We start from the raw sequence: 19,567 nt of genomic DNA on the forward strand, positions 1-19,567 counted from the left end.
CGGGATGTAACGAAAGCCGAAACACCGGCGTATAATCGCTGTCACACGCCCTCAGGATGGAACCCGCCATGGCGAGCCTCACAGTCACCGACGAGCAGGTCACGGCCACCAAGTCCAAAGTGATCCAGCCGGCCTGGGTGCGGGTCATGCATTGGATCAACGCGCTCGCCATGATCCTGATGATCCTGTCGGGCTGGCAGATCTACAACGCCTCGCCGCTGTTCGACTTCCGCTTTCCGCGCGAGTACACGCTGGGCGGCTGGCTCGGCGGCGGCCTGCTCTGGCATTTTGCGGCGATGTGGCTGCTGATGATCAACGGCTTCGCCTATCTCGTCACCGGCATCGCCACCGGCCGCTTCCGCAAGAAGCTGCTGCCGATCACGGCATCGGGCGTGCTCCACGACGTCAGGGCGGCGCTGACCTTTAAGCTCGGCCATGACGATCTCACCGTCTACAATTACGTGCAGCGGCTGCTCTATGCCGGCATCATCGTGGTCGGCGTGCTGATCGTGCTGTCGGGCCTTGCGATTTGGAAGCCCGTGCAGCTCTATTATCTCGTGATGCTGTTCGGCGATTATCCGGCCGCGCGCTATGTCCACTTCTTCTGCATGGCCGCGATCTGCGCGTTTCTGGTCGTCCACGTCTTGCTTGCGCTGCTCGTGCCGAAGAGTCTGCGCGCGATGATCATCGGTCGCTAGAGCATGATCCGGAAAAGTGTGAAGCGGTTTTCCGACAAGATCATGCTCAAAATGGATATGTGAGGAGAACATGGCCAAACGTCCGTTCCTGATCCCCGGCGTCGACAAGCGGCTGCTGATCAAGGATTCCATCAAGACCATGCCTGATCTCGCCCGGCGCCGCTTCATCGCGGGCGGTGCGAGCCTGGGTGCGCTGACGCTGCTCACGGGTTGCGATGTGATCGATTCGTCTTCGGCCGAGACCATGCTGGCGAAGGTCTCGAAGTTCAACGACGCGGTGCAGGCCTGGATGTTCAATCCCGACGCGCTGGCGCCGACCTTCCCCGAAAGCGCGATCACCAAGCCCTTCCCGTTCAACGCCTATTACGATCTCGACGACGCGCCCGATATCTCGGCCGCGGATTGGAAGCTCGAGGTGCGCGGCCTCGTCGACAACAAAAAGTCCTGGACGCTGGACGAGCTCCATCGATTGCCGCAGGTCACGCAGATCACGCGTCACATCTGCGTCGAGGGCTGGAGCGCGATCGGCAGCTGGACCGGCACGCCCTTGCGCGATTTCTTGAAGCTTATCGGCGCCGATACGCGCGCGAATTATGTCTGGTTCCAGTGCGCCGACAAGGATGGCTACAACTCGCCGCTTGACATGCGCAGTGCGCTGCATCCGCAGACCCAGATGACGTTCAAATACGCAAACGAGATCCTGCCGCGCGCCTACGGCTTTCCGATGAAGATCCGCGTGCCGACCAAGCTCGGCTTCAAGAACCCGAAATACGTGGTCTCGATGGAAGTCACCAACGATTACAAGGGCGGCTATTGGGAAGACCAGGGATATAATTCGTTCAGCGGGAGCTAGCTCCGCTGTCGTAGGGTGGATTAGCCGAGCGGCTGCGCGAAGCGCAGTCAGTGGGCGTAATCCACCATACTTCCGCAGTTGCCGAGCGAAGTTGGTGGATACGCTTCGCTAATCCACCCTACGGCACCGATTGCTTGGCCGGCCCCACCTTGCGCTGGCACAACGCCGCCACCGCGCCCAGCGCCAATAGCGCCGCCGACACATTCAGCGCGTAACTCAGGCTCCCCAGCGCATCGGTGATCGCGCCGACCACGATCGGCCCGAGCGTCTGGCCGACGCCGAACGAGATCGTCATCGCCGCGATCGCGGTCGGCCACACCTCTGGCGGATAGTTGAAGCGCACGAAGGCGGTGGTCGAGCCGACCACGGCGAAAAAGGCGACGCCGAACACGATCGCGGAGACCGCGAGCCAGGCCGGCGAATGCCCGAGCATCGGCAGCGCTGCGCCAGCTGCGTTGGTGCCGAGGATGATGGCGGTGGCGAGCCCGCCGCGGTCGAGCGCCAGCACGCCGCGCCAGGCCCAGGGCGTCACGAACGCAGATAGACCGATCAGCCCCCAGAACGCCGCCTGCGCCGCGGCCCCGCCGCCGCCGTCGCGCACATAGGCGATCATGAAGGTCATGTAGGCGATGTAGCCGGCGCCGAACAGGAAATAGCCGGCCAGATAAATCAGCACCGGCAGGATCGCGAACGAGGCATGACCGCCTTCAGAGAAGCGCGCGCCGCTCTCGATCCGGATCAGGAACAGCGGGATCGTCATCGCAACCGACAGCAGCGTCAGCGCCCACCACACGATCCACCACGAGCCCGGCCCAAAATGTTGCAGCGTGAACGGGGCGATCAGCCCCGAGGACAGAATGCCGATGCCGGGTCCGGCATAGAACAGGCTGAGCAGGAAGTTGGCCCGTTCGGGCCGCGACTGGGCGATGGTGGCGGCGAGCGCGCCGCCGGCGACGAAGCCGGCCGCCGCGCCCAGGCCCAGCACCAGGCGCGCCAGGCTCAGCGCGACGAAATCCCCCGTCAGAGCGCAGGTGGCGAGCGCTGCGACGCAGGCAATTGTTCCGCCGCGGATCGCGGCGGCCCAGCCGACGCGCCGGATCAGGCGGGACGCCACCAGCGCGCCCACGAGATAGCCGACGGCGTTGATCGTGTTCATGAAACCGGCCGCCGAGTAGGACCAGCCGAGGTCCTCCCGCATGTCCGGCAGCACCAGCGCATAGGCAAAGCGGCCGATGCCGAGCCCGACGGTGGCTGCCAGCGACAGGGTCAGGATCAGCCGCGCGGGGTGTGCGTCGGGCAGGGGGCGATCAGGTGCGTGCAAGGGGTACTCCGGCCCGTCCAGTGTGGCAGGCCCCGCCGGCCTTGCACAGCCGCAGCGCGGCAATGGTGTCTTGCCAAGCGCGCAACGCCGCTCTAGCACTCCGGCGCCGTCATTCCGGGGCGCGCGAAGCGCGAGCCCGGAATCCATAACCCCGGCTGGTGGCTACGGATTCCGGGCCCGCGCTAAGAGGCGCGTCCCGGAATGACGAGAGAGGATCGAAAAGGACACGACCATGGCGACCCACAAACTGCTGCTGCTTCCCGGCGACGGTATCGGCCCCGAGGTGATGGGCGAGGTGAAGCGGCTGATCGACTGGCTCAATTCGGCCGGGATCGCCAAGTTCGAGACCGACACCGGCCTCGTCGGCGGCTCCGCCTATGACGCGCACAAGGTGTCGATCTCCGAAGGCGACATGGCCAAGGCCAAGGACGCCGACGCCGTGATCTTCGGCGCGGTCGGCGGTCCGAAGTGGGATGCCGTGCCTTACGAGGTGCGCCCGGAAGCCGGCCTCTTGCGCCTGCGCAAGGATCTCGCGCTGTTCGCCAACCTCCGTCCCGCCGTGTGCTATCCGGCGCTGGCGGATGCTTCCAGCCTGAAGCGCGAGGCGGTCGAGGGCCTCGACATCGTCATCGTGCGTGAGCTCACCGGCGGCGTCTATTTCGGCGAGCCGAAGACCATCACCGATCTCGGCAACGGCCAGAAGCGCGCCATCGATACCCAGGTCTACGATACCTATGAGATCGAGCGCATCGGCCGCGTCGCCTTCGAGCTTGCCCGGAAGCGCAAGAACAAGGTGACGTCGATGGAGAAGCGCAACGTCATGAAATCGGGCGTGCTCTGGAACGAGGTCATGACTCAGGTCCACAAGCGCGAATACCCCGATGTCACGCTCGAGCATCAGCTCGCCGATTCCGGCGGCATGATGCTGGTGAAATGGCCGAAGCAGTTCGACGTCATCGTGACGGACAACCTGTTCGGCGACATGCTCTCCGACATCGCGGCGATGCTCACGGGCTCGCTCGGCATGCTGCCCTCGGCCTCGCTCGGCGAGGTCGACGTCAAGACCAAGAAGCGCAAGGCGCTGTACGAGCCCGTGCACGGCTCGGCCCCCGATATCGCCGGCAAGGGCCTCGCCAATCCCATCGCGATGATCTCGTCCTTCGGCATGGCGTTGCGCTATTCTTTCGACATGGGCGATCTCGCCGACAAGGTCGACCAGGCCATCGCTGCCGTGCTGGCCAGCGGTCTGCGCACCGCCGACATCAAGTCGGAAGGCACCACGGCCGCTTCCACCACGCAGATGGGCGAAGCGATCCTGAAGGAATTGCAGAAGCTGCACGCGTAAGGCGGGAAGAATCGTAGCCTGGATGGAGCGAAGCGAAATCCGGGTTCTCACCCCGTGGACAGACCTTCCCGGATTGCGCTTCGCTCCATCCGGGCTACGGCCTCATTGGAAACCGCCTCATGGATACACCCCGCCCCAAGATCGCGGAAACCGTCATCCATGAGACGGTGCGCCTGCGCGAGGCGCAGGTCGGGCGGCGTTGCGAGGTGCTTGCGGGCACGCGCATCGAATATGCTTCGCTCGGCGACTACTCCTATCTCGGCGAGAATTGCGACGTCGCCGACGCCGTGATCGGCAAGTTCACGGCGATCGCCAACTCGGTGCGGATCGGTGCGCCAAACCACCCGATGGGCCGTCCCTCGCAGCACCGCTTCACCTACGTCCCCGAATATTACGAGGCGGGCGCGACGCGCGACCGCGACTTCTTCGCAGGTAGGCGCGGCGACCGGGTGATCGTCGGCAACGACGTCTGGATCGGCCACGCCGCCATCCTGCTGCCGGGCGTGAGCGTCGGCGATGGCGCAGTGATCGCCGCAGGCGCCGTCGTTAGCCGCGATGTCGAGCCGTACACCATCGTCGGTGGCGTTCCCGCCCGTCCCATCCGCAAGCGCTTTGACGATACCGTTTCCGCAAGCCTGCGCCGCATCGCCTGGTGGGATTGGCCGGATACGCTGATCTTCGAACGCCTCAGTGATTTCCGCTCCGAGGCCATCGAAGAATTTTGCCGGCGCTACGATCCGGCAGCCAATGCGTAAGACGGACGCATCTCGCGAAAAACAAAAATGGCCGGGCGTGAGCACCGGCCATTTTGATTCGGTCGTGACGCCCGCCTCAGTACAGCGGGAAGTTCTGCGGATAGCCGCCGACATCCTGCGGCGGGGAGAGCGGCTGGCGGTCGATCGGCCGGTTGAGGTTCTCGCGGGCGAAGGACGGATAGCCCACGGCCGGGGGGAAGGCGTAGTCGGTGAACTTGCGGTCGCCCGGATTGACCTCGGTGCCGCCATCGAGCCAGGAGCGCTTGCTCACATAGAGGCGGGTGCGGCCCTGTTGATAGACCGTGTTGGGGCCGCTCGGGCCGTAATAGGGCCGGCCGCGGTCGTCATAGCGCTGCTTGGTCCTGGTGTCGGCGGAAGCCGGGGTCGCGAACGCAACGGCCATTGCGGCGCCCGCCGCAAGCAATGTCGCCAGTTTGTTCGCGGCAGAAAATTTCAAGCTCATCACGTCCCCTTCAGGCGGCAGGCCGCCAGTCGATTTCACCCCATACTAGCCCGGCCGGGGCGGACGCAACTAGGTCAATTGGGTCACACCAGCTCGGAATAATCGTGCGCGCCGGCAAAAGTTGCATGCAAACCAGCTACTTGAGCTTGATGCAGAATCCTTGATGCAAGTCAAAGCGCTCCGCGCAATTGCGCGTTCGCTGCGCCCAGCAGCCAGTCCGGCGAGCCCTGAGGGTCACAGCCGCGGCGCCTGAGCTCGGCATGGGCGAACAATTCCGCCAGCCTCGGCTCGTTGCCCGAGGCCAGCAGCGTCAGCCGGTTCAGCGTGCAGGCGATCGCCGCGCGGCGGGCGGGCAAGCTGTCGCCCTGGCAGGAGAAGCCGGAGATCTGCAAGGCGGGCTCCTCGTAGCGCTTGAGATAGCCGAGGCAGGCCCGCGTCCCCTCTGTCGCGCCGACCGGCCGGAACAGGGCGACGGGGCCGAATTTGCTGTCAATCAGGCCGGCCTGCTCGAGCGGGGCATCTGCACCCAAACCCATTCGGGCGGCCAAGCCCGCGGCCGCCGGCCGTGTCACGTCGAATTCGGCGCCTTGGCGGTAGATTTCGAGTTCGGCCACCGGCTTGTCCGCCATATCGGTCCAGCGCAGCACGTCCCTGCGGCCGCCCTCGGGATGCCTAAAGATGACGTAAGAGGCTGTTTTTTCTGATGAATCGATCCGGCTGACGGCGAAGGCCGGATGCGAGCGGTCGGCGATGCTCCAGCCCGGTCTGTCCGCCGGACCATCGCCACGCAGGTCAGGCAGCTGTCCCAGGCCTGCGAGGGCGAGGATGGCAAACAGGGCGAGCGCCCCCACATAGGCGACCAGATGCGCCAGCGTGCCGACGACCTCGTCGGCCAAGGCCAAGAGCGTCAGCTGGATCTGGGTAGGGCTAACGGCCGTGCTGGCCTCAGGCGACTGCATCCACGTCCCTAAGGCATGGTCTTAACGTTGTCTTGAGTCCGGTTCTCGCATAGAAGCGCTGCTCTTCCTGTTTAAGCGTCAGCTTCGGGAACGGGCTTTTTCATCGGAGAGTGAACGATGGGTTACAAAGTCGCAGTCGTCGGCGCGACCGGCAATGTCGGTCGGGAAATGCTCAACATCCTCGATGAGCGCAAATTCCCCGCGGACGAGGTCGTGGCCCTGGCGTCGCGCCGCAGCGTCGGTGTCGAAGTCTCCTATGGCGACCGCACCCTGAAGGTCAAAGCGCTCGAGCATTACGACTTCTCCGACGTCGACATCTGCCTGATGTCGGCGGGTGGGTCGGTGTCGAAGGAATGGTCGCCGAAGATCGGCGCCGCCGGCGCTGTGGTGATCGACAATTCCTCGGCCTGGCGCATGGATCCGGACGTGCCGCTGATCGTGCCCGAGGTGAATGCGGCCGCGACCGAAGGCTTCAAGAAGAAGAACATCATCGCCAACCCGAACTGCTCGACCGCACAGCTCGTGGTGGCGCTCAAGCCGCTGCACGAGAAGGCGACGATCAAGCGCGTCGTGGTCTCGACCTATCAGTCGGTATCGGGCGCCGGCAAGGACGCAATGGACGAATTGTTCTCGCAGACCAAGGCCGTCTACACCAACGACGAGCTGGTCGCGAAGAAATTCCCCAAGCGCATCGCCTTCAACGTCATCCCCCACATCGACGTCTTCATGGAGGACGGCTACACCAAGGAAGAGTGGAAGATGATGGCGGAGACCAAGAAGATCCTGGATCCCAAGATCAAGCTGTCCGCCACCTGCGTGCGCGTGCCTGTGTTCGTCGGCCATTCCGAGGCCGTCAACATCGAGTTCGAGAATCCGATCACCGCCGATGAAGCGCGCAACATCCTGCGCGTGGCGCCCGGCTGTCTCGTCATCGACAAGCAGGAGCCCGGCGGCTACGCCACTCCTTACGAAGCGGCCGGCGAGGACGCGACTTACATCAGCCGCATCCGCGAGGACGCGACTGTGGAGAATGGTCTCGCGCTGTGGTGCGTATCCGATAACTTACGCAAGGGCGCCGCCCTCAACGCGATCCAGATCGCGGAAGTGCTGATCAACCGCAAGCTGATCAGCGCGAAGAAGAAGGCGGCGTAACCGGCTTACATCGGCCGGACTTCGACCACATCAGGCACGAAGTGCTTGAGCAGGTTCTGGATGCCGTGCTGGAGCGTCGCCGTCGATGACGGGCAGCCGGAGCAGGCGCCCTTCATGTTGAGATAGACGATACCGTCCTTGAAGCCGCGGAAGGTGATGTCGCCGCCGTCATTGGCGACGGCCGGCCGCACCCGGGTCTCGATCAAGTCCTTGATCATGTCAACGGTCTCGGCGTCGGCCTCGTCGAAGAACTCGTCCTCGTCGTCGAGATCGGCCTCGCTTGTGGCCGTGCCGTCGGCCAGCAGCGGCGCGCCCGACATGTAGTGCTCCATGATGGCACCCAGGATCGCGGGCTTGAGCTGCTGCCACTCACCGCTCGCCTTCGTCACGGTGATGAAGTCCGATCCGTAGAACACGCCGGTGACGCCGGGCACCTCGAACAGCTTCTCGGCGAGCGGGGAGCGCGCCGCCGATTCGCGGCTCGAAAATTCCATCGGGCTGCCGTCGACCACGACGCGGCCGGGAATGAACTTCAGCGTGGCGGGATTGGGGGTGGCTTCGGTTTGAATGAACATGGTTTTCTCCAGACGTCGCCGGTTCAAGGCCGGCGCGTGCTCTATCCCCTAGCAGATGGCGACGGCTAACGCACGGTCAAGGGGAGGCGGGATATTAGCTCATAAAAATCAGTGGGTTGGCCTTACCCTCCCCTGGAGGGGTCCGGGACGAGCGTAGCTCGCCCGTGGTCGATCGCGCGCAGCGCGAGCGGGGTGGGGTGATCTCTCCACTCGGGCAGTGTCGGATGTGGAGAGACCGTGACCCCACCCCCTTCGCTCAACATGAGCCGACCCTCCCCTCCAGGGGAGGATAAGATGCATCGTCGCTAGGACAGCGAATCCACGCTCTCATCGCTCAGGGCACCCGAGATGATCGTCACCGGCACCGGGAATGTGCCGAGCGCATGCGCGAGCAGCGAGACCAGAGGCCCGGGCCCTTCCGCGCCGGGATTTGCGGCGAGCACCAGCATGGCGATATCAGGATCCTCGTCGATCACTGCGAGCAGCTGTTCCATCGCGCTGCCTTCGCGAATGACGCGCTCCGGCGTGATGGCGGCGATGCCGTTGGCGCGCCCGGCGGCGCGGTCGAGCGCGGCTTCGGCGGCTTCCTGTGCCTCGGCGCGCATGATGTCGGCGACCCCCAGCCATTCCTGGCTCTGCTGCTCAGGCTCGATGATGCGCAGCATCACCACGCCGCCGCCGGCGCGAATCGCCCAGCGGCTGGCGTAATAGACGGCGCGATCCCATTCGGCGCTGTCGTCGACGATGACGAGGCATTTGGGCTTGTGACCCGGCTCGTAGCAAAGTCGCTTACTGGTCATGCATGTCCCGGATTGTGCACGGGGAGCATGCTGCCACACTCCCGCGATGTTTGGGAGGGGCGAAGCGGCCGGCGCCGTGGCGCCAGCCGGTATCGCGAAGCGCGCCCTAGCGCCGGCGAATGAAGCCGACGATGTCCTTGGAGAGCTTCATGGTCTCGTCTGCGATCGCGCGCGCCCGGTCGGATCCGTCGTTCAGGATCGCCTCGATGTGGCCAGGGTCGGCGACGAGGCGCTTCATCTCGCCGGCGATCGGCGCGAGCTTGGTCACGCACAGCTCCGCCAGCGCGTTCTTGAAGCTGGAGAACTGGCCGCCGCCGAACTCGCGCAGCACGTCCGCCTTGGAGCGGCCGGACAGCGCGGCGAAGATGCCGACGAGATTGTCGGCCTCGGGCCGCGCTTCCAGGCCCTTCTCTTCCGTCGGCAGCGGCTCCGGATCGGTCTTCGCCTTGCGGATCTTCTGCGCGATGGTGTCGGCATCGTCGGTGAGATTGATGCGCGAATTGTCGGAGGCGTCCGACTTCGACATCTTCTTGGTGCCGTCGCGCAGGCTCATCACGCGCGTTGCCGGACCCGTAATCAAGGGTTCCGGCAGCGGGAAGAACAGCCCGTCATTGACGCCCTGCGCGCGGATCGAGTCGCCGAAGTCGTTGTTGAACTTCTGCGCGATGTCGCGCGAGAGTTCGAGATGCTGCTTCTGGTCCTCACCCACGGGAACGTGGGTGGCGCGGTAGAGCAGAATGTCGGCCGCCATCAGCACGGGATAGTCGAACAGGCCCACCGAGGCGTTCTCGCGGTCCTTGCCGGCCTTCTCCTTGAACTGGGTCATGCGTCCCAGCCAGCCCATGCGCGCGACGCAGTTGAAGATCCAGGCGAGCTCGGCATGGCCCGAGACCTGGCTCTGGTTGAACACGATGTGCTTCTTCGGATCGATGCCGGCCGCGATGAACGCGGCGGTCACCTCGCGGGTGTTGCGCGCGAGCTCGACCGGCCCGCCCCAGACGTCCACCCCTTGCGTGATCGCGTGCATGTCGACGACGCAATAGATGCAATTGTGGGTTTCCTGCATCTTCACGAAGTTGACGATGGCGCCGAGGTAATTGCCGAGGTGCAGATTGCCCGTCGGCTGGACGCCCGAAAAGACCCGTTCAACGAATGGCATGGTCAGCCTTCCCATAGGTATTCGGCCGTCGTTTCCAACAGCGGCGCTGCCCCGTCAAGGGTCTTTCGCGGAAGCCGTGGTCTAGCTGGGCCGTTTCAATGCGTTAACCGCCTCGCGCCAGGAGGCGGCACCGAGGATCTGCAGCAACAGGCCGTAGACGGCGATCCCGGCTGCGATCTGCACACCCAGCACAATGAAGTGGATGAGCCCATGGGCGCCGGCCGGCACCAGACCCGCGGTCAGCCAGAGCAGGGCGCCCATGGCGATCGCGGCCAGCACGATCCGCGGCAATCGCGTGCGGGCCGCCGCGTCGATCGAGAAGCCGAACTCGCCCGCGCCCTTGCGGAGCAGCGCGAGCGCGCTGCTCCAGGCGCCAGCCGCGATGCTTGCCGCGATTCCGCTTGCGCCAAAGACATGACCGAGCAGAACCGCGAGCACGACCGTCACCACGAAGCCCTTGGCGGTCGCGAGCAGCGGCGTCATCGTGTCGCTGCGGGCATAGAACGCCGGCGACAGCGCCTTGATCAGCACATGCGCCGGCAGGCCCAGCGCCAGCCACATCAGGGCACGCGCGGTGGCCGCGCTATCCGCCGCACCGAACGCGCCATGCTCGAACAGCAGCCCCACGATCGGCTCGGCGAGCACGATCAGGCCGACCGTGGCCGGCAGCGCCAGCCCGGCGGAAAGCTCCAGCGCGCGGGATTCGGCATGCGCCACCGCGTCGCGATCGGAGCTCGCGACGGCGCGCGTCAGCTCCGGCACCAGCACGGTGCCCATGGCGACGCCGACGATGCCGAGCGGCAGCTCGATCAAGCGGTTGGCGAAATAGAGCCAGGACACCGCGGACGGCGTTGCGGACGCGATGATCGCACCCGCCACCATCAGCCATTGCGGCCCCGAGCTTGCGATCATGCCGGGGATCGCCTTGGCGAAGAAGCCGCGCATCTCCTTGTCGAAACTCGCGCGCAGCGGTGTCGCAAGGCGCGCGCTTCGCTGCGACAGCAGCATCAAGAGTTGCAGCAAGCCGGCGAGGCCGACGGTCGCTGCCAGGATCCACGCGGCGAAGCCGGCGTCTGCATGCCAGACCAGCAGCATCGCGATCGCGGCGATCAGCGCAATGTTGAACAGCAGTGGCGAGAACGCCGTCAGCGCGAAGCGTCCCTGCGCATTGAGCAGCCCCATCAGCACGGTGACGGGACCGGCGAAGGCGAGGTAAGGCAGCATCAGCCGCGCGTTCTGAACCGCGAGATCGAGCGTGCCACTGCCGAGGAATCCCGGCGCGATCACCGTCATGATCAGCGGCATCAACAATGCGAGCAGGAGTGAGATCCCGATCAGGGCCGTGCTGACCGTGCCGATCACACGCCCGGCGAACGCCGCGGCTTCCGCCACCCCGTCGCGGTCCCGCACCCGCAGCCAGGCTGGGATCAGCGCCGCGTTCAGCGCGCCCTCGCTGAGCAGCCGCCGCACCACGTTGACGAGCTGGAACGCCGCCAGAAACGCATCCGCCACGGCGCCGGTGCCGAGCAGCGCCGCAATCAGGGAATCGCGGGCGAAACCCAGCAGGCGTGAGGCCAGCGTTCCCGTCGAGACGGTCAGGAAGGAGCGGATCATGCTCTCGAAAATACCGTTGCTTGCCCGCCAAGGCCCGGTCGTGATAGGCCGCGAGCTTGGATTTCAGGCCGACAGGAAGCGGATTTCCGGTTAGATCGCAATCCGGCAAACAGGATCAAGGTGAATGGCTGACGTGAAATATGACGTTCTCGGCATCGGCAACGCGCTGTTCGACGTGCTGGTTCGGACCGACGAGGCCTTTCTGGCCAAGCATGGCATGGCGAAGGGCAGCATGTCGCTGATCGACGAGGCGCGCGCGGCCGCCATCTACAAGGACATGGGTCCGGCGACCGAGGTCTCGGGCGGTTCGGCCGCCAACACCATCGTCGGCATCGGCAGCCTGGGGGCACGCGCCGCCTATGTCGGCAAGGTCAAGGACGACCAGATCGGCAAGCTCTACGTGCACGACATTCGCGCCGCCGGCGTTGCCTTCAACACGCCGGCCGCCAAGGACGGCCCCGCCACCGGCTGCTCCTACATCCTGGTCACCGGCGACGGCGAGCGCACCATGAACACCTATCTCGGCGCGGCGCAGGACCTGTCGCCCGCCGACATCGATCCGGCCGAGATTGCCGGCGCAGGCATCGTCTACCTCGAGGGCTATCTCTGGGACCCCAAGAACGCCAAGGAGGCCTTCGTCAAGGCGGCCAAGATCGCCCATGACGCCAAGCGCAAGGTGGCGCTGACGCTGTCCGATTCCTTCTGCGTTGATCGCTATCGCGACGAGTTTCTCTCGCTGATGCGGGGCGGCACCGTCGACATCGTGTTCGCCAACGAGTCCGAACTCCACTCGCTCTACATGACCTCGGACTTCGACACCGCGCTGAAGCAGCTGCGCAACGACGTCAATCTCGGTGTGGTCACCCGCAGCGAGAAGGGCTGCATGGTGGTCTCGTCCGAGGATGCCGTCGCAGCGCCGGCGTTCCCGGTCGACAAGGTGGTCGACACCACCGGCGCCGGCGACCTCTTCGCCGCCGGCTTCCTCTACGGCCTCGCGCGCAACTTCGGCTACAAGCAGTGCGGCGAGCTCGGCGCGCTCGCCGCCGCCGAAGTCATCCAGCACATCGGCGCGCGGCCTCAGGTATCGTTGAAGGAGCTGGCCGAGCAGCGCGGGCTGACGGCGTAAGAAATTATCTCTGCCTCCACGATGCGGTCGGCATAGCGACCGCACTTTGCCGGCGTGCCGCGTAGAACGAGGCGCTCTCTCTGGCTCCTGATCAAAAAAAACGGCTCCGAGCCGAATGGCCGGAGCCGGGATCTTGGGCTTCTTCGCTTCTCAGTACTTGGCCATCATCGGCCCGCCGAACTTGTAGTTCAGGCCGGCCCGCACGGTATGGAAGGTGAGGTCCTGCGAGATGCGTTCGACGTAGTTGGAGCCGGGCGGAGCAAAAGTGCTGCCGGGCACGTAGGTCGATGTGTAATCCACGCCGCCGAGATCGGTGTAGAGATATTCGAGCTTAACCGTCCAATTCGGCACGAAGGCGTGCTCAACGCCGGCGCCGACCGTCCAGCCGACCTTCGTCTCGGACACCGAACCCGTCTTGGTATAACCATTGGACGAGGTGAGATCCCAGCTTCCCTTGACGCTGCCGACGGCCAGACCGCCGGTGACGTACAGCAGGGTCTTGTCGACCGCATAGCCGGCGCGGCCGCGAACGGTCACGAGCCAATCGTTGCGGATGCTTTCGTCGAATGTGCGGATCACCGGCGGATTCGCTCCGGTGAAAACGGTGCGCGCACCGATATCTGTTGCGTTGGCGTCGGCTTCTACACCCAGAACCCAAGCACCGGTCTGCCAGTTCGCGCCGATCTGAAGACCGCCGATAGCGCCGGCCGGATCGAGGCGGCGATTGCTCAGCGCCACAAACTCGTTCCTGAACGCTACGCCTTCCACGGCCCAGCTGCTGGTGGGATCGAGCACGGTGCCGAGATCCGACTGTCCCCAAGCGTAACCCGCATTCACGCCCACGTAAAAACCGGTCCAGTTATAGACGGCTACGGCGGTCGCTGGTGCCTTGAAGGGCCGGGCCGCGAGATCTGCAGCGCTTGCCGAGCCGACGGTTGCAAATCCAATTCCTGCAACCAGGATGGTCCTCCAAGCCAATTTCATGGCATTCCCCCTAGATCAACAATCGATCAAGTCAGGACACGACCGTAACATTGTACTGCCGCCGATGGCTGTGCCGGGCCTGCCACAGGTGATCGACATTGAACGCGCGTGGGAGACGCCACAAGCAGAATGAATGGCGCACCTGTCCAAATAGCTGGAACTAAGGGTGCCGCGCAGCATCCGGCGGCGTAACGCTCGTCATCCCCGTCATTGCGAGCGCAGCGAAGCAGTCCAGAATCTCTGCGGGGAGACAGCTGGATTGCTTCGCTGCGCTCGCAATGACGATGTAGGCAGGCGCGGGCCTCAATCAAAACTGTCATCGCCCGGCGAAGACCGGGCGATCCAGTACTCCGAGCGGCTGTGATGGATCGAGAAGCCGCGGCGTACGGGATTCGCCTGCGGGGGGAATGACGGTCGTTGTATATGGAGAGCGTTCAACACTTTCACGCCGTCTTCGCCGCCTTCAATCCGAGCCGCTGCTCGACTGCCTCGCGCATCAGGAATTTCTGGATCTTTCCGGTCACGGTCATCGGAAATTCGTCGACGAACTCGACGTAGCGCGGGATCTTGTTGTGGGCGATCTGGCCCTCGCAGAAGGCACGTACTTCCTCAGCCGTCAGTTGCTCGCCCGCTCTGACACGAATCCAGGCGCAGAGCTCCTCGCCGTAGCGGGTGTCTGCGACGCCAAAAATCTGCACGTCCTGGATCTTGGGATGGCGATACAGAAACTCCTCGATCTCGCGCGGATAGAGGTTTTCGCCGCCGCGGATCACCATGTCCTTGATGCGGCCGACGATGTTGCAATAGCCTTCGTCGTCGACGGTGGCGAGATCGCCGGTATGCATCCAGCCGTTGGCGTCGAGCACGTCGGCGGTCTTTTCCTTCTCCTCCCAATAGCCCAGCATGATGCTGTAGCCGCGGGTGCACAGCTCGCCGCGTTCGCCGCGCTTGACGATCCTGCCCTCGAGATCGACGATCTTGACCTCGACATGCGGATGGATACGTCCGACCGTGGAGACACGTCGCTCCAGCGGATCGTCCACCGCGCTCTGGAAGCTGACGGGGCTGGTTTCGGTCATGCCATAGGCGATGGTGACCTCCCGCATGTTCATCTCGGTGTTGACGCGCTTCATCACCTCGATAGGGCAGGGCGCGCCGGCCATGATGCCGGTCCGCAGCGATGTCAGGTCGAAGCCGGCGAATTCGGGGTGATCAAGTTCGGCGATGAACATCGTCGGCACGCCGTAGAGCGCCGTGCATTTCTCCTGCTCGATGGTGCGCAGCGTCGCGAGCGGGTCAAAACCCTCGCCGGGATAGACCATTGCGGCGCCGAGCGTCACGGAGGCAAGGTTGCCCATCACCATGCCGAAGCAATGATAGAGCGGCACCGGAATGCAGATGCGGTCCTGCTCGGTGAGGCGCATCGCGCGGCCGACGAAATAGCCGTTGTTGAGGATGTTGTGGTGGGTCAGTGTCACGCCCTTCGGTGATCCGGTCGTGCCGCTGGTGAACTGGATGTTGACGGGATCGTCGAACTGCAGCTCGGCGCCGAGCGCGGCCAATTGCTGACGGTGCCGGTCGCCACCCATCTGCGCGACCTCGTCGAAGGCAATTGTGCCCGGTGCGGCCGGGCCGCCGATCTGGATGACATTGCGGAGGGCCGGCAGCCGTGCCGCTTGCAGCTGTCCGGGCCTGGCGGATGACAGCTCCGGCAACAGCGTGTTGAGCATCTCCATGTAGTTGCTGGTCTTGAACGCCGTCGCGGTGACGATCGCCGCGCAGCCGACCTTGCGAAGCGCAAATTCCAGCTCGCTGAGGCGGTAGGCGGGGTTGATCGTCACCAGGATCAGGCCGGCCTTGGCGGCGGCGAACTGGGTCAGCGTCCATTCCGGCCGGTTCAGCGACCAGATGCCGATCCGCTCCCCGCGTTCGAGGCCGAGCGCGAGAAAGCCGGCGGCGAGCGCATCGACCCGCTCGGCGAATTCTTTCCAGGTCCATCGGACGCCGTGGCTGGGCGAGACCAGCGCTTCGCGATTGCACCAGCGCTGCGCGGCCTGGTCGGGACTCCGGCCGATCGTGTGGCCGAGCAGCGGCGCGTCCGAGATGCCGCAAACGTAGCTGTCCGCTTTGTCCGCCAAGTCGAAATCCTTTCGTGAGTGATGATCGGCACACTCTACCCGTCGTCATGCCCGGGCTTGTCCCGGGCATCCACGTTCTTTGTGCCGCGTGGCAAGTCGTGGATGGCCGGGACAAGCCCGGCCATGACGTCAGGTGAGAGGTTGCGAGTCACGCCGCCTTCTGCCCGCTTCCGGCAGCATCGAGCCCGGCATAAACGCCGCGCTCAAAGCCCGCGAACGCCTCCAGGCATTTCGCATCCGCGAACGGCAGCAGCTGCATCAGGATGACGCCGGTGACGTCGCGCGCCGGATCGATCCAGTAGTAGGTGTTGGCAAGGCCTGCCCAGGCGAGGCTGCCGGCGCTGCGGCCCTCGGCGGTTTTGGCGGTGTTGATCATGAAGCTGAGGCCCCACTTCTTCACCTGCTCAGGATAGAGATCGACGTCGTTGGTGTACATCGGCGCCGCCGTCGTCATCTTGCCCATAGCGAGGTCGCCAATGTGGTTCTGCCCCATCGTCGCGACCGTCTCGGCTTTCAGCACCTGGTTGCCGTTGCCGCGCCCCTTGTTGAGGATCATCTGGGTGAACTTGATGTAGTCGGCCGCCGTCGAATAGAGACCGCCGCCGCCCATGTGGAATTCCGGCTCCTGCTCGAGCTCGAACGGGATCGCTGCGAGCTGGCCGTCCTCGCCGCGCGCATGCATGCCGACCAGCCGCTTGCGCATGTCGTCGGTGATCTTGAAAGCGGTGTCGCGCATGCCGAGCGGCGCGAACAGATTGTCGCGCAGGTAAGCATCCAGCCGCTTGCCGCTGGCGGCTTCCACCGCCTTGCCGACGAAATCGATGTTGGTGCCGTATTCCCAGCGCGTGCCGGGGTCGGACATGATCGGCGTCTTCAATGCCGCGTTCTGGCAGGTGGTGATGGCGGGAATGCCGTTCTTGTCCAGATAGACCGCGAGATCGCCGTTCCACATGTTGTAGCAGAAGCCGGCGGTGTGGGTCATGAGCTGGCGCAGCGTGATCGGTCCTTTGGCCGGCCGCAGCTTCGCCTCGCCATTGGCGTCAAAACCTTCGAGCACCTGCGGATTGGCGATCTCCGGCAAGACATCGCCGATCGGCGCATCCAGCGACAGCTTGCCCTGCTCGACCAGCTGCATGGCGCCCGCTGTGGTCACCGCCTTCGTCATGGAGGCGATCCAGAACACGCTGTCGACACTCATCGCATCGGGCTTGGACAGATCGCGCTTGCCGAACGCGCCCTGATACAGCACGTCTTGACCGCTGGCCGCGATGGCGACGACGCCCGGAATCTCCTTGGTCTCGCTCTTCTGACGCAGAATCTCATCGATCTGTGCTTGGCTTTGCATGGCGTTTCCTCGGGTTTGATTATTGTTGGAAGTGATCGATTGTCTTCCCGGATCTCCGGCGCGGCAAGCGCCATCTATGTATCTGCACCGGTCGCGATGTCGTGACTTGACGGTCTTGATCCAACGCAGGACGACAACGAGGCTGAGCGCGTACGCTCTTTTACAATCTGCGGTGGATCGACGTGTCTCGCCTCACCTTGGATGGGTTGCTCGCGATATGCTTCGTGGTTCTCGAACCCCTGAAACATTTCGTGAGCTGCCGCGTTCAGCACCCGGCCCGATCGACGAGCCGTTAAGACTTGATGCAAATGTGCCGGCCGTGGATGGGCGGCGAGGGGGACCTCAGATGATTTCGACCTGGAGCGAATGGAAGCGCTATCCCCGTCCGGGACGTGGCGAGAACCTGGAGGCGCCGATTTCGCCGGGGATCTACGAGGTCCGCGTCGCCGGCACCGGCGCCCTCTATTCCTTCGGAGCGGTGGACAATCTGGCGCAGGCGCTGGCGCTGCTGCCGGTCGGTTCGAAGTCATGGTTCGGCCGCCGCGACACGTCTCATGTCCCGGATCTCGAATATCGGACATGCGCGACGTCCACAAAAGCGGATGCCAAGGCCGCCGCCGAGCGCATGATCGGCCGTCGCGAGACCTATATGAGCGGCGCGGCCTAAGGCCGCTGCCAGTTTAGCTGCCATCTGACGTGCGTTTGCAGGGCGGTGCATTGCGCACCGTCTGTCCCTATATTGCGGCCGATCCGATCGCCGCCAGGGAGAAACGCCATGACCCAGACCACCGCCGCACGCGCCCCGCAAGCCACCGCCACCCTGCGCGACCGGTTGAAGGACCCCTCGCTGCTAAAGGAGGCCTGCTACATCGACGGCGCCTGGGTCGGCACGCCGGTCTTCGCCGTCAACAATCCCGCCACCGGCGTCGAGCTCGCAAAGGTGCCGCAGCTTGGTGCTGACGACACCACCCGGGCGGTGGAAGCTGCCGAGCGCGCCTTTCCGGGCTGGGCCAAGCACACTGCAAAACAGCGCTCGAACATTCTGCGCAAATGGTTCGAGCTGATCACGGCCAATCGCGAGGATCTCGCGCTGATCCTCACCTCCGAGCAAGGCAAGCCGCTCACCGAGGCGCTGGGCGAGGTCGATATCGGCGCCGCCTATATCGAGTTCTTCGCCGAAGAAGCGAGGCGCGTCTATGGCGAGACCATCCCGACCCAGCGCGCCGATGCGCGCCTGCTCGCGATCAAGCAGCCGATCGGCGTCTGCGGTGCGATCACGCCGTGGAATTTCCCGAACTCTATGATCACGCGCAAAGTGTCGCCGGCGCTGGCGGCCGGCTGCACCGTGGTGCTCAAGCCCGCCAACGAGACGCCGCTGTCGGCGCTGGCGCTCGCCGTGCTCGCCGAGCGGGCCGGCATCCCCAAGGGCGTGCTCAACATCATCACCGGCGACGCACCGCCCATCGGCAAGGTGCTGTGCGAGCATCCGGCCGTGCGCTTCGTCGGCTTCACCGGGTCCACCGCCGTCGGCAAGATCCTCTATCAACAGGCCTCGGTCGGCGTGAAGCGGCTCGGCCTCGAGCTCGGCGGCAATGCGCCGTTCATCGTGTTCGACGACGCCGACATCGATGCTGCGGTCGAGGGCGCCATCGTCTCGAAATACCGCAACATGGGCCAGACCTGCGTCTGCGCCAACCGCATCTACGCCCAGGACAAGATCTACGACGAGTTCGTGCAGAAGCTCTCCAAGAAGGTCGCGGCAATGAAGATCGGCGACGGCACCGAGAGCGGCGTGACGCAGGGCCCGCTGATCAACATGAAGGCGGTCGACAAGGTCGAGCGCCACATCGCCGATGCCGTCAAGCGCGGCGCCAAGGTCGTCACCGGCGGCAAGCGCAGCGAGCTTGGGCGCTCCTTCTTCGAGCCGACGGTGCTCGCCGACGTCAAGCCGGACTCGCTGGTGTCGCAGGAGGAGACCTTCGGCCCCCTCGCACCCGTGATCCGTTTCAAGGACGAGGCCGACGTCATCGCGATGTGCAACGCCTCGCCGTTCGGCCTCGCGTCGTACTTCTACTCCCGCGATCTCGGCCGCGTCTGGCGCGTCGCCGAAGCGCTGGAGTCGGGCATGGTCGGCGTCAACACCGGCCTCATCACCACCGAGGTCGCGCCCTTCGGCGGCGTCAAGGAAAGCGGCCTGGGCCGCGAAGGCTCCCGTCACGGCATGGAAGAATATGTCGAGATCAAATACGTGATGATGGCGGGGGTGTGAGCGGCTCGCTC

At 64.7% G+C, this 19,567-nt stretch carries 18 protein-coding genes; 8 read left to right on the forward strand and 10 right to left on the reverse strand.

Annotation, left to right across the window (positions count from 1 at the left end; genetic code table 11):
- Positions 1-68: 68 nt before the first annotated feature.
- Together I6F24_RS27835 and I6F24_RS27840 are read left to right on the forward strand one after the other, a co-directional pair.
- The gene (locus tag I6F24_RS27835) at positions 69-698 is read left to right on the forward strand and encodes a cytochrome b/b6 domain-containing protein (RefSeq protein WP_225152250.1); all 630 of its coding nucleotides are present in this window, start codon (positions 69-71) and stop codon (positions 696-698) included.
- Positions 699-768: 70 nt separating this feature from the next.
- A complete protein-coding gene (locus I6F24_RS27840) occupies positions 769-1,551 on the forward strand; it encodes a molybdopterin-binding protein (RefSeq protein ID WP_128265845.1) in 783 nt (260 codons plus the stop codon).
- Positions 1,552-1,669: 118 nt separating this feature from the next.
- Here the strand turns inward: I6F24_RS27840 and I6F24_RS27845 are convergent, their stop codons facing one another.
- A complete protein-coding gene (locus I6F24_RS27845) occupies positions 1,670-2,872 on the reverse strand; it encodes a YbfB/YjiJ family MFS transporter (RefSeq protein ID WP_225144795.1) in 1,203 nt (400 codons plus the stop codon).
- Positions 2,873-3,104: 232 nt separating this feature from the next.
- Between I6F24_RS27845 and leuB the strand changes: the two genes are divergently transcribed.
- Both leuB and I6F24_RS27855 read left to right on the forward strand, forming a co-directional pair.
- Positions 3,105-4,217: a 3-isopropylmalate dehydrogenase gene (gene leuB, locus I6F24_RS27850; RefSeq protein ID WP_036002726.1), complete on the forward strand. Its 1,113-nt coding sequence runs from the start codon at positions 3,105-3,107 to the stop codon at positions 4,215-4,217.
- Positions 4,218-4,336: 119 nt separating this feature from the next.
- A complete protein-coding gene (locus I6F24_RS27855; protein ID WP_225152252.1) occupies positions 4,337-4,972 on the forward strand; it encodes a DapH/DapD/GlmU-related protein in 636 nt (211 codons plus the stop codon).
- 76 nt (positions 4,973-5,048) lie between these two features.
- On the opposite strand, the gene I6F24_RS27860 is transcribed toward I6F24_RS27855, so the two are convergent.
- Together I6F24_RS27860 and I6F24_RS27865 are read right to left on the reverse strand one after the other, a co-directional pair.
- A complete protein-coding gene (locus I6F24_RS27860; RefSeq protein WP_036024148.1) occupies positions 5,049-5,435 on the reverse strand; it encodes a hypothetical protein in 387 nt (128 codons plus the stop codon).
- Positions 5,436-5,605: 170 nt separating this feature from the next.
- Positions 5,606-6,394 (reverse strand): hypothetical protein, encoded by a 789-nt coding sequence (locus I6F24_RS27865; RefSeq protein WP_057025859.1) that lies wholly within the window; start codon positions 6,392-6,394, stop codon positions 5,606-5,608.
- A 117-nt stretch (positions 6,395-6,511) separates the two neighbouring features.
- On the opposite strand from I6F24_RS27865, the gene I6F24_RS27870 reads away from it, so the two are divergent.
- Positions 6,512-7,546: an aspartate-semialdehyde dehydrogenase gene (locus I6F24_RS27870; RefSeq protein ID WP_057025860.1), complete on the forward strand. Its 1,035-nt coding sequence runs from the start codon at positions 6,512-6,514 to the stop codon at positions 7,544-7,546.
- Positions 7,547-7,551: 5 nt separating this feature from the next.
- Here the strand turns inward: I6F24_RS27870 and I6F24_RS27875 are convergent, their stop codons facing one another.
- The 4 genes from I6F24_RS27875 to murJ form a co-directional block, all read right to left on the reverse strand.
- Complete coding sequence (locus I6F24_RS27875; RefSeq protein WP_036038709.1) at positions 7,552-8,121, reverse strand: NifU family protein; 570 nt, start codon at positions 8,119-8,121, stop codon at positions 7,552-7,554.
- Between the two features lie 305 nt (positions 8,122-8,426).
- Positions 8,427-8,921, reverse strand: a complete 495-nt coding sequence (locus tag I6F24_RS27880) for a universal stress protein (protein ID WP_036002710.1) — start codon at positions 8,919-8,921, stop codon at positions 8,427-8,429.
- Positions 8,922-9,027: 106 nt separating this feature from the next.
- A complete protein-coding gene (gene trpS, locus I6F24_RS27885) occupies positions 9,028-10,080 on the reverse strand; it encodes a tryptophan--tRNA ligase (protein ID WP_036002766.1) in 1,053 nt (350 codons plus the stop codon).
- 81 nt (positions 10,081-10,161) lie between these two features.
- On the reverse strand, positions 10,162-11,694 hold the full coding sequence (gene murJ, locus I6F24_RS27890; RefSeq protein WP_225114855.1) for a murein biosynthesis integral membrane protein MurJ: 1,533 nt from the start codon (positions 11,692-11,694) through the stop codon (positions 10,162-10,164).
- 124 nt (positions 11,695-11,818) lie between these two features.
- Here murJ and I6F24_RS27895 point away from each other — a divergent pair, with 124 nt between their 5' ends.
- A complete protein-coding gene (locus I6F24_RS27895; protein ID WP_036024127.1) occupies positions 11,819-12,820 on the forward strand; it encodes an adenosine kinase in 1,002 nt (333 codons plus the stop codon).
- Between the two features lie 150 nt (positions 12,821-12,970).
- Here I6F24_RS27895 and I6F24_RS27900 read toward each other — a convergent pair whose 3' ends face one another.
- The 3 genes from I6F24_RS27900 to I6F24_RS27910 all read right to left on the reverse strand — a co-directional run bounded on the left by I6F24_RS27900 (position 12,971) and on the right by I6F24_RS27910 (position 17,287).
- Positions 12,971-13,804 (reverse strand): outer membrane protein, encoded by an 834-nt coding sequence (locus tag I6F24_RS27900; protein ID WP_036024125.1) that lies wholly within the window; start codon positions 13,802-13,804, stop codon positions 12,971-12,973.
- 443 nt (positions 13,805-14,247) lie between these two features.
- A complete protein-coding gene (locus I6F24_RS27905) occupies positions 14,248-15,942 on the reverse strand; it encodes an AMP-binding protein (protein ID WP_036024123.1) in 1,695 nt (564 codons plus the stop codon).
- A 148-nt stretch (positions 15,943-16,090) separates the two neighbouring features.
- Positions 16,091-17,287, reverse strand: a complete 1,197-nt coding sequence (locus I6F24_RS27910; RefSeq protein WP_036024120.1) for a serine hydrolase domain-containing protein — start codon at positions 17,285-17,287, stop codon at positions 16,091-16,093.
- Between the two features lie 346 nt (positions 17,288-17,633).
- Between I6F24_RS27910 and I6F24_RS27915 the strand changes: the two genes are divergently transcribed.
- The gene (locus I6F24_RS27915; RefSeq protein ID WP_027572396.1) at positions 17,634-17,954 is read left to right on the forward strand and encodes a hypothetical protein; all 321 of its coding nucleotides are present in this window, start codon (positions 17,634-17,636) and stop codon (positions 17,952-17,954) included.
- A 108-nt stretch (positions 17,955-18,062) separates the two neighbouring features.
- Positions 18,063-19,556 (forward strand): NAD-dependent succinate-semialdehyde dehydrogenase, encoded by a 1,494-nt coding sequence (locus I6F24_RS27920; RefSeq protein ID WP_036024118.1) that lies wholly within the window; start codon positions 18,063-18,065, stop codon positions 19,554-19,556.
- The last annotated feature ends 11 nt before the right edge of the window (positions 19,557-19,567 follow it).

The organism is Bradyrhizobium sp. BRP23 (assembly GCF_020194135.1).
Taxonomy (GTDB): domain Bacteria; phylum Pseudomonadota; class Alphaproteobacteria; order Rhizobiales; family Xanthobacteraceae; genus Bradyrhizobium; species Bradyrhizobium yuanmingense.

Bases quoted from the DNA above. Each gene is read 5' to 3' on its own strand.
- I6F24_RS27835 (WP_225152250.1), top strand. From the start codon at position 69: ATGGCGAGCCTCACAGTCACCGACGAGCAGGTCACGGCCACCAAGTCC.
- I6F24_RS27840 (WP_128265845.1), top strand. From the start codon at position 769: ATGGCCAAACGTCCGTTCCTGATCCCCGGCGTCGACAAGCGGCTGCTG.
- leuB (WP_036002726.1), top strand. From the start codon at position 3,105: ATGGCGACCCACAAACTGCTGCTGCTTCCCGGCGACGGTATCGGCCCC.
- I6F24_RS27855 (WP_225152252.1), top strand. From the start codon at position 4,337: ATGGATACACCCCGCCCCAAGATCGCGGAAACCGTCATCCATGAGACG.
- I6F24_RS27860 (WP_036024148.1), bottom strand. From the start codon at position 5,435: ATGAGCTTGAAATTTTCTGCCGCGAACAAACTGGCGACATTGCTTGCG.
- I6F24_RS27865 (WP_057025859.1), bottom strand. From the start codon at position 6,394: ATGCAGTCGCCTGAGGCCAGCACGGCCGTTAGCCCTACCCAGATCCAG.
- I6F24_RS27870 (WP_057025860.1), top strand. From the start codon at position 6,512: ATGGGTTACAAAGTCGCAGTCGTCGGCGCGACCGGCAATGTCGGTCGG.
- I6F24_RS27875 (WP_036038709.1), bottom strand. From the start codon at position 8,121: ATGTTCATTCAAACCGAAGCCACCCCCAATCCCGCCACGCTGAAGTTC.
- I6F24_RS27880 (WP_036002710.1), bottom strand. From the start codon at position 8,921: ATGACCAGTAAGCGACTTTGCTACGAGCCGGGTCACAAGCCCAAATGC.
- trpS (WP_036002766.1), bottom strand. From the start codon at position 10,080: ATGCCATTCGTTGAACGGGTCTTTTCGGGCGTCCAGCCGACGGGCAAT.
- murJ (WP_225114855.1), bottom strand. From the start codon at position 11,694: ATGATCCGCTCCTTCCTGACCGTCTCGACGGGAACGCTGGCCTCACGC.
- I6F24_RS27895 (WP_036024127.1), top strand. From the start codon at position 11,819: ATGGCTGACGTGAAATATGACGTTCTCGGCATCGGCAACGCGCTGTTC.
- I6F24_RS27900 (WP_036024125.1), bottom strand. From the start codon at position 13,804: ATGAAATTGGCTTGGAGGACCATCCTGGTTGCAGGAATTGGATTTGCA.
- I6F24_RS27910 (WP_036024120.1), bottom strand. From the start codon at position 17,287: ATGCAAAGCCAAGCACAGATCGATGAGATTCTGCGTCAGAAGAGCGAG.
- I6F24_RS27915 (WP_027572396.1), top strand. From the start codon at position 17,634: ATGATTTCGACCTGGAGCGAATGGAAGCGCTATCCCCGTCCGGGACGT.
- I6F24_RS27920 (WP_036024118.1), top strand. From the start codon at position 18,063: ATGACCCAGACCACCGCCGCACGCGCCCCGCAAGCCACCGCCACCCTG.